This window comes from Paraliobacillus quinghaiensis (assembly GCF_003426025.1).
Lineage (GTDB): Bacteria > Bacillota > Bacilli > Bacillales > Amphibacillaceae > Paraliobacillus_A > Paraliobacillus_A quinghaiensis.
This window is the reverse complement of record NZ_QJSH01000001.1, coordinates 1-14675: the sequence shown is the minus strand read 5'-3', so window position 1 is coordinate 14675 and position 14675 is coordinate 1. Positions and strand designations below refer to the sequence as shown.

14 protein-coding genes are annotated in these 14675 nt (G+C 36.0%); 1 reads left to right on the top strand and 13 read right to left on the bottom strand.

The features are described from left to right. Position 1: 1 nt before the first annotated feature. The 8 genes from fmt to D2K40_RS00035 all read right to left on the bottom strand — a co-directional run bounded on the left by fmt (position 2) and on the right by D2K40_RS00035 (position 9653). Positions 2-940, bottom strand: a complete 939-nt coding sequence (gene fmt / locus D2K40_RS00070; RefSeq protein ID WP_117151690.1) for a methionyl-tRNA formyltransferase — start codon at positions 938-940, stop codon at positions 2-4. 15 nt (positions 941-955) lie between these two features. Further along, a complete protein-coding gene (gene priA, locus D2K40_RS00065; RefSeq protein ID WP_117151687.1) occupies positions 956-3370 on the bottom strand; it encodes a primosomal protein N' in 2415 nt (804 codons plus the stop codon). After that, positions 3367-4572, bottom strand: coding sequence for a bifunctional phosphopantothenoylcysteine decarboxylase/phosphopantothenate--cysteine ligase CoaBC (gene coaBC, locus D2K40_RS00060; protein ID WP_117151685.1), 1206 nt, complete (start codon positions 4570-4572; stop codon positions 3367-3369). Before coaBC ends, priA begins: the two co-directional genes overlap by 4 nt. A 157-nt stretch (positions 4573-4729) precedes the next feature. Next, positions 4730-4942, bottom strand: coding sequence for a DNA-directed RNA polymerase subunit omega (gene rpoZ, locus D2K40_RS00055; RefSeq protein WP_117152411.1), 213 nt, complete (start codon positions 4940-4942; stop codon positions 4730-4732). 5 nt (positions 4943-4947) lie between these two features. Next, positions 4948-5562, bottom strand: a complete 615-nt coding sequence (gmk, locus tag D2K40_RS00050) for a guanylate kinase (protein ID WP_117151683.1) — start codon at positions 5560-5562, stop codon at positions 4948-4950. Between the two features lie 50 nt (positions 5563-5612). Then, on the bottom strand, positions 5613-5873 hold the full coding sequence (gene remA, locus D2K40_RS00045) for an extracellular matrix/biofilm regulator RemA (protein WP_117151681.1): 261 nt from the start codon (positions 5871-5873) through the stop codon (positions 5613-5615). A 108-nt stretch (positions 5874-5981) separates the two neighbouring features. Next, on the bottom strand, positions 5982-6860 hold the full coding sequence (locus D2K40_RS00040) for a YicC/YloC family endoribonuclease (protein WP_188618770.1): 879 nt from the start codon (positions 6858-6860) through the stop codon (positions 5982-5984). Between the two features lie 120 nt (positions 6861-6980). Beyond that, positions 6981-9653 carry a cation-translocating P-type ATPase gene (locus D2K40_RS00035; protein WP_229666585.1) on the bottom strand — a complete coding sequence of 891 codons (2673 nt, stop codon included), beginning with the start codon at positions 9651-9653 and terminating at the stop codon, positions 6981-6983. Between the two features lie 90 nt (positions 9654-9743). Here D2K40_RS00035 and D2K40_RS00030 point away from each other — a divergent pair, with 90 nt between their 5' ends. After that, on the top strand, positions 9744-11453 hold the full coding sequence (locus tag D2K40_RS00030) for an Rqc2 family fibronectin-binding protein (protein WP_117151675.1): 1710 nt from the start codon (positions 9744-9746) through the stop codon (positions 11451-11453). A 188-nt stretch (positions 11454-11641) separates the two neighbouring features. Here the strand turns inward: D2K40_RS00030 and D2K40_RS16285 are convergent, their stop codons facing one another. From D2K40_RS16285 to D2K40_RS00005, 5 genes are all read right to left on the bottom strand, one after another. Then, entirely contained in the window at positions 11642-11806 is a 165-nt protein-coding gene (locus D2K40_RS16285; protein WP_162879093.1) for a hypothetical protein, read from the bottom strand. Between the two features lie 127 nt (positions 11807-11933). Next, complete coding sequence (locus D2K40_RS00020; protein ID WP_268237306.1) at positions 11934-12353, bottom strand: GNAT family N-acetyltransferase; 420 nt, start codon at positions 12351-12353, stop codon at positions 11934-11936. Between the two features lie 47 nt (positions 12354-12400). Next, positions 12401-13564 carry an IS200/IS605 family element RNA-guided endonuclease TnpB gene (tnpB, locus tag D2K40_RS00015; protein WP_117151670.1) on the bottom strand — a complete coding sequence of 388 codons (1164 nt, stop codon included), beginning with the start codon at positions 13562-13564 and terminating at the stop codon, positions 12401-12403. A 104-nt stretch (positions 13565-13668) separates the two neighbouring features. After that, positions 13669-13983, bottom strand: a complete 315-nt coding sequence (locus D2K40_RS00010) for a hypothetical protein (protein ID WP_117151668.1) — start codon at positions 13981-13983, stop codon at positions 13669-13671. 54 nt (positions 13984-14037) lie between these two features. Then, positions 14038-14433: a hypothetical protein gene (locus D2K40_RS00005; RefSeq protein WP_117151666.1), complete on the bottom strand. Its 396-nt coding sequence runs from the start codon at positions 14431-14433 to the stop codon at positions 14038-14040. Between the last annotated feature and the right edge of the window lie 242 nt (positions 14434-14675).

Below are 14675 nucleotides of genomic sequence, written 5' to 3'. Positions count from 1 at the left end.
ATCATTCTCCTAATTTTTCGCCTATTTTGACCGATTGACCACTACCGCGGATAAAATCGGCTACATTCATCTTTTTCTTACCTGCAGGTTGTATTTCAGTCAAGGCTATGCCTTTACCATCACCACAACAGACAATTATTGCCTTTTCACTTATTGCTACAATTTCTCCAGGTGCATTCTCATATGTGGAGTGTATCATTTCTCCCCACCAAATTTTCAGGTTTTTGCCTTTTAATTTAGTACTTGCAACAGGCCAAGGGTGGAGCCCACGAATATGATTATAAATCATTTGGCTCGTGTTATTCCAATCCACTATTTCTTGCTCACGTGTAATATTCGGTGCATACGTAACCAAACGTTCATCTTGTTCTTCAGGTGTAATTGTACCATTTAAAATATTTGGCATCGTATCATGAAGCAGTGCGGCACCAGCAACTGCTAATTTATCGTGTAAGGAACCAACATGGTCTTCATGCTTAATTGCTACTTTGGTTTGAGATAAAATATCTCCTGCATCTAATTTTTCCACCATATACATAATTGTAATCCCAGTTTCTGATTTTCCTTGTAAAATCGAATAATGAATTGGTGCACCCCCGCGTAACTCTGGTAACAGCGATGCATGGACATTGATACATCCAAATTGAGGAACATCCAATAATGCTTTAGGTAAAATTTGACCAAATGCTGCTGTTACAATGATATCTGGATTATACGCAAGAATCTCTTGATACGTATCCTTCACCTTTTCAGGCTGATAAACGGGAATCCCGTGCTTTATTGCTTCTACTTTTACAGGTGGGGGGGTTAATTCCTTCTTTCTCCCCTTTGGTCGATCTGGTTGTGTGACAGCTAACACAACGTTATACTCATCTTTTAATAATTGTTTAAGAATTGGAACAGAAAAATCAGGTGTTCCCATAAATACTACATTCTTCATCTAATCCCTCGCTTTTTACATTAATTGATAAGGTTGTAAATCAATTTGAATCAATAAATCATTCTTTTGTATCTCTTTTTCATAATAAGCTAATATCCGTTGTAAAACGCGCCGTTGTTCTGGCTCGTTTTTGTATTTTACCATGCACTGAAAACGATATCTATCTTTTATCCTTGTAAGCGGTGATGGTGTAGGTCCTAGAATACGCGCCGCATCAGATAAGTGCTTGATTAACAGTTGACTAATTGTACGTGTTATTTCCAGTGCTTTTAATTGATTTGGATGTGATACTGTTATTAAGGTTAAGAAATAAAAAGGAGGATATTGATACGTTTTACGTAAGAGCATTTCTTTATTAAAAAAACCTTCATAATCATATTGTGCAGCCAAATCAACACTATAGTGTTCAGGCGAGTACGTTTGTATAACAACTTCGCCAGGAAGCTCATGACGACCGGCTCGACCACTAACTTGTGTTAATAATTGAAATGTTTTTTCAGCTGCTCGAAAATCTGGTAAATGCAATAAACTATCAGCAGCTAAAACCCCAACTAAAGTGACATTACCGAAATCTAAACCTTTTGCAATCATTTGTGTTCCTAGTAAAATATCTGCTTCATGATTACCAAATTGATCAAGTAATTTCTCGTGTGAACCTTTGCGCCTTGTTGTATCAACATCCATCCGTATAACACGCGCTTCTGGAATCAATTCTTGTATTGCTTCTTCTACCTTTTGGGTGCCTGTACCAAAATAACGAATTGTTTCACTCTTACAATCTGGGCAATGTGGTGGCATCTTTTCCTCGTAACTACAATAGTGACATTTTAAAGTTTGATTTTTTCGATGGTATGTTAAAGCAATGTCACAATGTGGGCAGTTTATCACATAACCACAATCCCGACACATGACAAAAGTTGAATAGCCTCGACGATTTAAAAACAGAACTACCTGTTCTTTTCTAGCTATTCGCTGTTCAATATCTTCTTTTAACTGCCTAGAAAACATGGTTCGATTTCCAGCATGGAGTTCTTCACGCATATCAACTATCTCTACAGTTGGCATCTTTGTTTTATTCATCCGATCAGGCATAGCTAGAAGCTGATAAATCCCTTTCTTCGCACGAGCGTATGACTCTAAAGTTGGCGTTGCACTCCCTAGAATAACTGGACAATCATGATACTGCGCACGATAAATTGCGACATCACGTGTATGATAGCGCGGATGCTCTTCTTGTTTATAACTTGTTTCATGCTCTTCATCAATAATAATAATACCAACATTTTCAAAGGGAGCGAAAATTGCTGAGCGTGCTCCTACAACAACTTTAACCTCTTTACGTTGAATTTTCCGCCATTCATCAAACCGTTCTCCTTTTGATAGGGCACTATGCATTACCGCAACCTCAGATCCAAAACGACCTTTAAATCGGTTTACCATTTGGGGCGTTAGTGATATTTCTGGTACAAGTACGATTGCCTCTTTACCTTCTCTTAAAACCTGTTGAATCGATTGTAAATAAACTTCTGTTTTACCACTACCTGTAACCCCATGTAAAAGAAAGACATCATGCTGTTTCGAATCGATCGTATTAATTATTGGTTTCATTACTTTTTTTTGCTGGTCCATCAGAGGGAGTGCAGTTGTTCGTTCAATTTGATCATCCTTGTAAGGATTGCGGTAGATCTCTTTTACTTCTTCTTTGAGCACACCTTCATCAATTAATGGTTTAATCGTTGCATGTGTTGTATGAAGTTTTTGAATTAAATCTTTTTTTACTATAGGTTCAGGATGTTCCTGAAAATAACGTAATATTGTTATTTTTTTCTTTGCTTGTGCTGACATATTACTAATTACTTCTTCTAGCTCTAACGCATCTTTATTTGCACTAATTAAGGTGCTTTTTTTGTAAGTTTCTTTTGAATTTACTTGATACACCATTTCAATCAAACCATCTTGAATCGCTTGTTGTAATTGTTTATGCGACCCTTTTCGTTCAACAAACTCTTGATAATCAAGGTAATCTCTTCCATGAAACATTTTGTCAAGATCATTGTCAAACGGACTGTCTTGTAAACGATGTATTTCTTTTTGATATGTAGCTTTTAATGCTTGTGGTAGCATGGCTTGAAAAGTAGAAATATAAAAACTCAACGTATGTCCAGCTAGCCATTTCCCCAAATCCAGCAATTCTTCTGTTAAAACGGGGGTAATATCCATTAGTTCGATGATTTCTTTTACTTTAAGTGGGTCAAGATCTGAATGATCTGTTATTTCAAGGACGTAGCCCATTATTTTTCGCGGGCCAAAAGGTACAATCACGCGCATCCCCTGATAAATTGTACCTGTTAGATTATCAGGGATTTTATAATCAAACACACGATTCGTTTGAGCCGCTGGTACATCGACTACTACTTTCGCTATATTCACGTTGCATCAGCCTTTAAATCTGAAATAATTTGCTCGAGTATTTGGTTTGCAATTTGTTTTTTCGTTGCTAATGCTAGATGTTTATTTTTCCCGTCTTTATGGATATATGTGACATCATTTGTATCTGATCTAAATCCAGATCCAGCTGCTTGTATATCATTAACGATAATTGCATCTAAATTTTTACTCACTAATTTTTTCTTACCAAATTCAAGCGGGCTATTTGTTTCAGCAGCAAATCCCACTAAGAATTGATTCGTTTTAGCTCGACCCAATTCTTTTAAAATATCGGTTGTTCGATCCATTTCAATCGTTAGCGTTCCTTCCGCTTTTTTCATTTTATGGTCATAGGTATTTTTAGGAAAATAATCTGCAACGGCAGCTGCTTTAATAACAATATCGCTTTCCGGAAAATGTTCCATCATATGTTCATGCATTTCTTGTGCTGTCACAACATCAATACGATCAACATTTGCTGGTGTATCTAATGTCACAGGACCCGTTACAAGTGTAACGTCAGCACCTAGTTGTGCAGCGGATTCAGCTAAAGCAAAACCCATTTTCCCTGAGGAATGATTGGTAAAAAACCGAACAGGATCTATCTTTTCTTGGGTTGGACCTGCAGATATTAGCACTTTTTTGCCTGCCAAAACGTGCTGTTTTGCTTGGTCTTGTTCCAGGACAGATACTATTGTTTCAGGCTCTTCTAATCTCCCTTTCCCTACATAACCACAAGCAAGGTAACCTTCTCCAGGCTCAACGAATTTATAACCCCAACTTTCTAACGTTTTCATATTCCGAATCACAGCAGGGTGTGCATACATATGTACATTCATTGCAGGTGCAATATAGACATCTGCTTCTGTCGCAAGAATTGTTGTGGATAACATATCATCCGCTATTCCATTAGCAATTTTCCCGATCATATTAGCTGTTGTAGGCGCAAGGATAAATAAATCTGCCCAATCAGCTATGTCAATATGGGCAATTTCTTTAGCATCTTTCTCATCAAATGTGTCCGTATAAACAGGATTACGTGATAATGCTTGAAAAGTTAATGGTGTGACAAATTCTTGTGCCCCTTCTGTCATGATCACCTTCACCTCAGCACCCTTTTGAACCAGTTTACTCGTTAATGCACATGCTTTGTAAGCTGCTATTCCGCCTGTAACACCTAAGACTATACGTAAACCGTTTAACATTGCTCATTTCTCCTCTCCACTAAAACTAGGACTAAAACTCAAAGCTTAACGGACTTTTCATGCATCTTCTATTATTTTAGCATTTTTTACACAATTATAGAAGAAACCCTCGTCTGCAATATTGCAAACGAGGGAGATCACTTTATTATCGGATCAATTATTGTCTTTCTTTAGCATCTGATGCGATGTATGTTAGTTTACCTGCTTGAATTTCTTCAAGTGCAATTCCTACATTCTTAACGGATTGTGGATTTTCAAGCTGAGACTTCTTTGTTATTTGAATTTCTCGTGCACGTCGAGCAGATAGTGTAATTAATGTGTATTTTGAATTAATAATCGTTTGTAACTTATCAATAGATGGCTCTAACAACATACTTATTCAACCTCCAAAACTTTCTTATATTGTTTTGCAACACGTTCTCTTTTACAGTGTTCACTTTTAACAATCGCTTGAACTTTTTCTACCGCTTTATCCACTTGATCATTAACGACAACATAGTCATAAGCATCCATCAGTTGAATTTCATCTTTAGCTGCTTGTAGTCTATTCGTTACTAATGCATCACTTTCTGTTCCACGGCTAACAATACGATTTTTCAGTTCTTCTAAACTTGGTGGTGACAAGAATACGAAAACACCCTCAGGGAAGTTTTCTTTTACTTGCAATGCACCTTGTACTTCAATTTCTAAAAATACATCATTTCCTTTTGCTAAGGTTTCCTCAACATATTTTCGTGGTGTTCCATAATAATTCCCTACATATTCAGCGTACTCCAATAATTGGTTCTCTTCTATCATTGACTTAAATTCATCTTTTGTCCGATAAAAATAGTCAACTGCTTCCTGTTCCCCCGCACGCTTTTGTCGTGTTGTCATTGAAATCGAATACTGCAAAGCGGTATCTTTTTCAAATAATGCTTTTCGAACTGTTCCTTTTCCAACACCTGACGGGCCTGATAAAACAAATAAAATTCCTTTCTCTTCGATCAAAATACGTCCTCCTGTTTGCACGAATTATTACGTAAATTCATGTCTAATAATTATTCTTCTACAACTTCTTCATGACTTAGTACACGTTGGCCAACTGTTTCTGGTTGAACAGCTGATAAAACAACATGGTCACTGTCTGTAATGATGACAGCTCTTGTTCTACGACCATACGTTGCATCTACTAATTTATTATTATCTCTAGCAACCGTAATAATTCGTTTAATTGGTGCAGATTCTGGTGATACAATTGAAATTATTCGATTTGCTGAGACGACATTTCCAAATCCTATATTTATTAATCGTAAGCTCAATCTTGCTCCCCCTCTTCCATACAGCATCTACCTGTATTCAACATTTTACACTTCTTTTATATTTTTGTCTCACTTATTATAGTATAAAAACATGATAGATGAAAATATTTATTCAATGTTTTGAATTTGTTCTTTGATTTTTTCCATTTCAGTTTTTAACGTGACAACCCATCGGCTAATGTATGTATCGTTTGATTTTGAACCAATTGTATTCGTTTCACGTAGCATTTCCTGTAGAATAAACTCCAATTTCCGACCAACAATATTTTCTTGTTTTACAGTCGTTAAGAACTGAATGACATGACTATGAAGGCGTGTTACTTCCTCTGTTATATCTCCCTTTTCCGCTAGTAGTGCAATTTCCTGATAAATCTTGCTATCGTCATCTAAGTAATGCTGTGAAAAAAAGTCTTTCACACGTTTTTCCATTCGATCACGATACTCTATTATAACAGTTTCTCTTCTCTCACCCAACCTATTTATGATTTGCTCCATGTTCTCTAATCGTAAAACAATATCATCCTTTAAAGCTTGACCCTCGACATCACGCATTTCGGCTAGCTTTTGACATGCATTATGTACACTCATAATAATAGTTTCTTTGATCTGATCTGTTTCTTGTTCAATTTCTTGGATTGTAACTACTTCTTCCATTCGTGAAATCATTGCAGCAACAACATGGTCATCTAAATGATAACGTGATTTCATTTGTTGTATTGCATCATCATATTGGTCTAATAGTTCCCAATCAATATCTAGGTTTCTTTTCACTAACTCTTTACCTTCAATCGTTATAAATAAATCAAATTTACCACGGGCAAAATACTGTTGGATAACACTTTTTATTTTATCTTCTATCACATAGAAATTACGTGGCATCTTCATGGAAACATCTAAAAATCGATGGTTCACACTTCTTATCTCCACAGAAATAGTAGTATCCTCTAGTTTCAGAACATCTCTTCCATAACCAGTCATACTTTTCACCAAAAATCACATCCATCTTTTAAACTTTAAAAGTAGAATTCTCAACATCTTCATCATAACAAAAAATAATGCATAACACCCACAAAAAGTGTGTAGAATTTAAATTCTACACACTTTTTGTTACTTCTTGTTATTTGATTTATCTTTACTAGTTGTAAAACCGAACAACACAGTTGGAATTGCACTAAGTGCTAGGATAAATATCCAGTCACGCATCATAAGCTCAACCGTTTCAAAAACGACTTGAAGCGGTGGATAATAAATTACTACTAACAGTAAAATGATCGACGACAATACTGCACCTATCAAATATAGGTTTTGCAGTGGATTACGTGCAAAAACGGATTTTTCACTACGACAATCAAACACATGGATTAGTTGGGCCATCACTAGTGTCGTAAAAGCTATAGTTCTAGCATAGGTTAAATGCTCTGGGGTGTTTTGATAAGCAGTTACAAACGCTACCAAAGTAACTAAACCAATCATTAATCCTCGCGTTATTATCTTAAATCCTAGACCTCGAGAAAAAATCCCTTCTTTAACAGGTCGCGGTCCTGTTTTCATTACATTCTTTTCCGCTTGGTCAAGTCCCAGTGCCATAGCTGGTAAACCATCAGTAACTAAATTCACCCATAATATTTGCACTGGAATTAATGGCAGTGGTAATGCCAATAAAATCGCAAATAACATAACTAAAATTTCACCGACATTTGATGCTAACAAATATCTAATAAACTTACGAATGTTTTCATAAATATTACGGCCTTCTTGAATTGCTGCTTGAATTGTTGCAAAATTATCATCCAATAAGACTAAGGCGGATGCTTCTTTTGCTACATCTGTTCCTGATCTCCCCATACTTACACCAATGTCACTTGCTTTCATTGCTGGTGCATCATTAACACCATCACCTGTCATAGCTACAACATGGCCATTTCCTTGTAATGCTTGAACAATTTTTAATTTATGAGCAGGGGTAACGCGAGCAAACACATATACATCTTCTACTTGATCACGCAAGTCGTGTTCTGACATTTGATTCAATTGAGAACCACTTAAAACACGTCCATTTAATGGGATTAAGTCTAATTGTTTTGCAATAGCTTCAGCAGTCTTAGCATGGTCTCCAGTAATCATGACGGTTTTTATCCCGGCATCCTTACACGCTCGAATCGCTTTTTTGACCTCTTTACGTGGTGGATCAATCATACCAACCAGTCCGACAAAGGTTACGTTATTCTCAACCATATAACTATCTGTTGTCGTTTCATCCGTTAATGGTTTGATACAAATAGCAATGGTTCTCAGAGCATCTCCTGTCATATCATTAAGCGTCTTTTCTATTCTATTTTGATCTTTACTTGTATAAGGTCTTCTTCCATTTTCATCAGCAATGTAATTTACTCTAGGTAACAAAACATCTGGTGCACCTTTTGTGATGGCAAACCGCTGTTTGTTTTGATCTTCTACGATAACAGTCATCCGTTTTCTTTCTGAATCAAATGGTACTTCATCAATAATCTTAAACTTTTTACGATCCTCTTCAGAAAGTTTAGCTTTATTTGCAGCTACCAACAACGCTCCTTCTGTTGGGTCACCATCTATTTGCCATTGCTTATTTTTCTTTCTGAGTTCTGCATGATTACAAATCATTCCATATAACAAAATATCTTGAACGAAACTACCTGCAACTTGTCTTTGCCCTTGATAGAATTCACCAGTTAATCCATGCCCTTCTCCTGTGACATGAATCATTTGTTGATTCGTAAAAATTTGCTTTACTGTCATTCTATTCTCGGTCATTGTCCCTGTTTTATCTGAGCAAATGACGGATGTACTCCCTAATGTTTCTACCGCAGACAATTTACGAACAATCGCCTTTTTCCGGATCATCCGCTGAACACCTAGTGACAATGCCACTGTTACAATAGCAGGTAACCCTTCTGGAATTGCAGCAACAGCGAGTGAAACGCCGGCTAAGAACATATCATACATAGGATGACCTTGCCAAACGCCTAGTAGAACGACAAAAGCTGTCAACAATAAGGCAACAATAATTAGAACTTTACCTAAGTCAGCTAATCTCCTCTCTAACGGTGTTGGTTGTGGTTTTGTTTGGACTAATAAATCTGCAATTTGTCCCATTACTGTTTTCATCCCTGTTGCTACCACAACACCTATTCCATTCCCTTTCGTTACAAGCGTGCCCATAAAAGCCATATTCTTTTGATCTGCATAATCAAGCCCATCTTCTAAAATAGGCTTCGTCTTTTTGCTGATCGGCATTGATTCTCCTGTTAGAGCTGATTCCTCAATTTCTAAACTCTCACCCTCTATAATTCGGATATCTGCAACAATCCGATCTCCACCTGTCATTTTTATAATATCCCCTGGAACAACTTGATTAGATGGAATTGTAATCCATTCTTCATCACGAAATACTTGTGCAACAGGGGCAGATAATTCTTTTAACTTTGATAATGACTTTTCTGCTTTTTGTTCTTGAAAAAATCCTAACAAACTATTAATGATAACAATCACAATAATGGCTATCGCATCGACATATTCACCTAATAGTCCTGATAACAACGTTGCCGCTAATAGCACGAGCACCATGAAATCTTGAAATTGTTTTAGAAACAAAAAAAACAATGAGCGATCTTTTTTTGCATCTAACTGATTTGGACCCATTTTATCTAAGCGTAATTTTGCTGTTGCTTTTGTCAACCCGACAGATCGCTTGACTGAAAGCTTGTCCATGATTTTTTCTCCACTTAATTGATACCAATTCACATCGCATTCCTCCATCTACTTTCACTCGTATTGATATCTATGCAGAATGGGATAAAAAAATGCTATAATAGAACAATAGAGGTGATTAATATGGCATTTGATGGTGTTGTTACCCGAGCAACTACGCATGAACTACAACAACAATTAACATCGGGACGAATCATGAAAATTTATCAGCCAACACAAACAGAATTGGTATTTACGATACGAGCACAAGGTAAAAATAATTCCTTGTTATTATCCGCACATCCTAGCTATTCACGTTTTCACTTAACAAAAGATACGTACCAAAACCCAACCGAACCACCAATGTTTTGCATGCTTTTAAGAAAGCACCTAGTTGGTAGTTTTATTAAGGGAATTGAACAATACGAAAACGAGCGAATTGTTACTTTTTCAGTAAAAGGAAAGAATGAAATTGGTGACGAAACAGAAAAAACATTAGTAATTGAGATCATGGGCAAACACAGTAATATTCTGTTAATCGATCAAGAAAAGGGTCATATTCTAGACAGCATTAAGCATGTATCTCCTGCACAAAACAGACATCGGACGATTTTGCCAGGACAAGCTTATGTATTACCACCAGATCAAGGGAAAATCAATCCTATTACTACTGACTCTGAAACATTTCGTAAAAAAATGGACTTAAATGCAGGAAAGCTAGATCAACAAATTGTTCAAACATTTATGGGTGTTTCGCCATTGTTAGCAAAGGAAATCGTAGCACGAGCTCATTTAGGTTCACTTGAAAAATATGAAGAAGCATTCAAAGAAATACAAGCAACTCTTCAAGATCATAAGTATCAACCAACCATTTACCAAGAACCAAAAGAGGATTTCTATGTATTACCTTTAACTCAACTGAGTGAAAAGGAAGTTTTCCCAACAGTAAGCGAAATGCTTGATACATTCTATTCTGGGAAAGCAGAACGAGATCGTGTTAAACAACAGGCAGGAGATTTATTACGTTTTCTTAAAAATGAACGTGAAAAAAATGTCCGCAAAATTAAAAAGCAAGAACAGACATTAAAAAAAGCTGAAAAAGCAGCAATGTATCAGCGAAATGGAGAACTACTCACTGCTAATATGCATGCCGTAAAACAAGGTGATAAACAAGCAACTGTTATTAACTATTACGACCCAGATCAAAAAGAAATAACAATTGAACTGAATCCGAATAAAACGCCTAGCGAAAATGCGCAAAGTTATTTTAAAACATACCAAAAGTTAAAGAAATCAAAACAGATGGTGATTCGTGAAATTGAAAAAGCAAAGTTAGAGATTACCTATCTAGATGAATTAATTCAACAAATTGGTGAAGCGCGTGTAGAAGATATTGAGGAGATCAGAGAAGAATTACGTGAACAAGGGTATTTAAAAACGAAAGAAAAGCATCGCAAGAAACCTAAAAAATCTAAAAAACCAGAACCCGAAAAATTTGTTTCAAGTAATGGAACCCCAATATTAGTTGGGAAAAACAATAAGCAAAACGAGTATGTTACTACTCGACTAGCAGCACAAAATGAAATTTGGTTACATACCAAAGATATACCAGGTTCACATGTGATTATCCGTGATACTGATCCAGATGCAGAAACATTAGCAGAAGCTGCACAGCTGGCTGCGCTTTTCAGTAAAGCAAAAGCTTCATCTTCCGTACCTGTAGATTATACGAGGATTCGCCATGTAAAAAAACCAAATGGTGCAAAACCAGGATATGTCACGTATGATAATCAAAAAACATTATTTATCACACCTGATAGCAGCTTTTTAAAAAAATTAAAACCTAAACAATAAGAAGCTCCCACTATTATTGTTTAAACTGATATAGGCACCTAAGCAGTTATTAAATAATTAAATGTAAAATAAATCCCATCTAACAATTGTAGGTGGGATTTGCTTTTGATTATTTACAATTAAAATACAGAAGGAACAATATATGTGGGAACTAATCGACTGTGAAGTGTTTCTTGTTTTGTGGCAAATTACTTTTTTGACTTTGAAGAACCTGTATATGGATTTGTTTCATAAGATAAGTCTTTTCCTACCTCTTTTTCCTCCTTTGAAATACTCTTTCCTAATGAAGCATAGTACCAAACTGAAGCTCCAATAGCTATAATCCCACCACCTGTCATTATCCAAAATTCCATACTATTACCTCCATTCCCTTTTAATGTAATTTTAGTGCAAGCTAAAATTACTTTCAAGTTTGAATGTTCAAGTGTTTGTTTTTTTATTGTCTTGTTCACCTAAAACTCTCCGTTTGTTGATGATTAGTTAATTAAATTTAATCATGGTAATGAACTCTGCAAAGTCACTAGTAAATTTGTCCTTCTTTACAAACCCTAGTTTTTCATATAAATGAATGGCTCTCTTATTGAATGTTGCAACTGATAATCTTATGGGAGTTGCCGCGTAGTTTTCTCTTATGTAGTTAATTATAAATGAACAAAAATTATACCCGTAACCTTTACCTACATAATCTGGGTCCATACCAAAACCTATATCTACATTTTTATCGTCATACACACCATATTTGTGCCCAACTGGTATTTGAGCTGATTCACCTGTACATAAAAAGCCATACACATCACCATTATCATAAATAATACCTTTATACGAACCATTGAGTCTTTCTTTTATTTCATCTTCAGTAACTTCATTATTTTGAACTACTCGGCACTGAAGTACCGAGATTCCTAAGTACAGAAACCTACCGGTTTCTAATTGATTAGGCGATCCCCTCAGGTCCTGAGGTTAAGAAGTCTTACGGCTTCATTTTTAAGATTGATTCCTGCGTTAATATCGCGGTCAAGATGGGTATGGCACTTCGTGCACTCCCATTCACGTAATCCGAGATTTTTAACGTCTTTGTTTTGATAGCCACAACAGGAGCAAAGCTGACTGGATGGGAAATTCTTCGCAACTGTTACAACCTGTTTGCCATACCATTCGGCTTTGTACGCAAGCATTGATTTGAATTCTGCCCACGATACTTCACTGATTGCCTTTGCCAGGTTGTGATTTTTGAGCATATTACTTACTGACAAATCTTCCATTCCGATCACGTCGTGGTTTTTGACAATCTCAGTGGAGATTTTATCTAAGTAATCTTTTCGTGAATTAGTAATTTTTTCATGGATACGAGCTACTTTGATTCTAGCTTTATTCCAATTTGCACCACCTTTTGACCGTCTACTCATAATCCTTTGTGCTTTAGCTAACTTTTTTTCCATGGTGCGGAAAAACTTTGGATTAGAATAGATTGTCCCATCAGAAAGAATAGCAAAATTTTTCAGACCTACGTCTATTCCAATAGCTGAGCCTGTTTTAGGTAATTCTTTAACTTGTGTTTCGGTTAATATAGACACAAAGTATTTTCCAGAAGGGTTTCTCCTAACGGTAACATTTAAGATCCTACCTTTTACTTCTCGACTTTTAGCATAACGAACAAGCCCCAGTTTTGGGAGTTTAATGTGTTTATCTAATACTGCAATATTTCCATTTGTTTGTTTTGTTGTATAAGACTGAACAGGATTCTTTTTAGATTTGAAACGGGGGTACTTATTTTGTTTCTTGTAGTAACGATTATAGGAATTGGCTAAATTTTCAACTGATCTTTGCAAGGCAATACTATCAACCTCTTTTAAAAACACATAGTGCTTCTTTAATTCAGGGAGAGCTTTAACCGTCTTGTATTTATTTAAACACGTCCCTTTCCAGTTGTTCGCTGGTAAGTGACCATTTTGAACCATTTCTTGGCTGATATACCAATAAGCATCTTTTTCTTTTTGTTTCCCGAAAAAGAAGTTAAAAACGAACCTTGAACAACCAATGGTTTTATTGATAAGTTCAGTCTGTTTTTTATTGGGATAGATGCGAAATTTATAGGCTTTGTTTACAATCATAGTTTCACCTCCTCATTAGGTCAATTATACCATTTTCGAGAGAGTGAAACAAACATTTGTTCCTTAATTTCAAGGGGATGATTTGTACAAAAACTCGTATCTAATTACTTACATGTAGCACGCAAACAGTTGGACAATTGAGATGGCAAATGCCCATCCCTTGTCCGAAGCCGATTCATCTCATGACTGAAGTCACGAGTGTTCTCGGCTAATTCATAAAGCAACTCTTCCTTGTTAAAGACTAGTATTGCTGGAAACTGTTCTATGTCCAACTCTTCTTTATAATCAACAACATAATTATCATCATAAGGCACCCACGAAGCTACGGCTCTTTGTTCTGTGCCCTCCAATATGTTCATAACGTTCTCATAGACTGATTCTTGCATTTCCGTTGGTAACTTTTTCCCATCTTCATACATTACAGCTAAATTAAACCCGTCTATATGTGATTGAAGTCGTGAATATTTTTCTTCTTAAGACATCTCTAATAAAATAATTTCATCTGGCTGACCTCCGAAATCATCCCCTCTTGGTGGATTGACTAAAACTTTTTGTCCCTTTTTTATATCATTGATAGATGCTTCCGTTTCATCTTCGTGTTTAATAACTGTTTCTATAGTTAAGTTAGCTCTATAAGAGAATCCATCATCATTTATACCAGGACCTTTTCTATCTCGTTTTTCCCATTCAGAAATATTAACAACAATGTTGTTTTCACTTTTATTTACTTCCAATACAGTTCCTATCATTTTATCATCTTCATAATGTCCATAGGGATACTCTTCATTGTCTCCTACACTTTTATCGCATGCAGAAATAAATAACACGGTAAATAAGAAAATTACCAAAATAGAAATTCTTTGTCGCAAGTTAATTCCTCCTCTCTATTCAAACAGTTATTGCACTATTAACACTGTTTCATTTCTTCTTACACAATCCTGCCTCTTTAACACAATAGGAGCTGTCGCATCGACAACTCCTTATTCAACATATGTCAGCAATAGGTAAGCATTTGAGGTTATCTCCAGCTTTTCCCCTGCTCCACACGGAGCGTGCTAGTTTCCCAGCACTCCGCGTTCCATCTAAAGATATGTACTAAATTATAAGTTCC

Excerpts from the sequence above, each read along its gene's own strand:
- tnpB (WP_117151670.1), bottom strand. The coding sequence starts at position 13,564 with ATGATTGTAAACAAAGCCTATAAATTTCGCATCTATCCCAATAAAAAA.
- D2K40_RS00030 (WP_117151675.1), top strand. The coding sequence starts at position 9,744 with ATGGCATTTGATGGTGTTGTTACCCGAGCAACTACGCATGAACTACAA.
- coaBC (WP_117151685.1), bottom strand. The coding sequence starts at position 4,572 with ATGTTAAACGGTTTACGTATAGTCTTAGGTGTTACAGGCGGAATAGCA.
- D2K40_RS16285 (WP_162879093.1), bottom strand. The coding sequence starts at position 11,806 with ATGGAATTTTGGATAATGACAGGTGGTGGGATTATAGCTATTGGAGCT.
- fmt (WP_117151690.1), bottom strand. The coding sequence starts at position 940 with ATGAAGAATGTAGTATTTATGGGAACACCTGATTTTTCTGTTCCAATT.
- D2K40_RS00010 (WP_117151668.1), bottom strand. The coding sequence starts at position 13,983 with ATGTATGAAGATGGGAAAAAGTTACCAACGGAAATGCAAGAATCAGTC.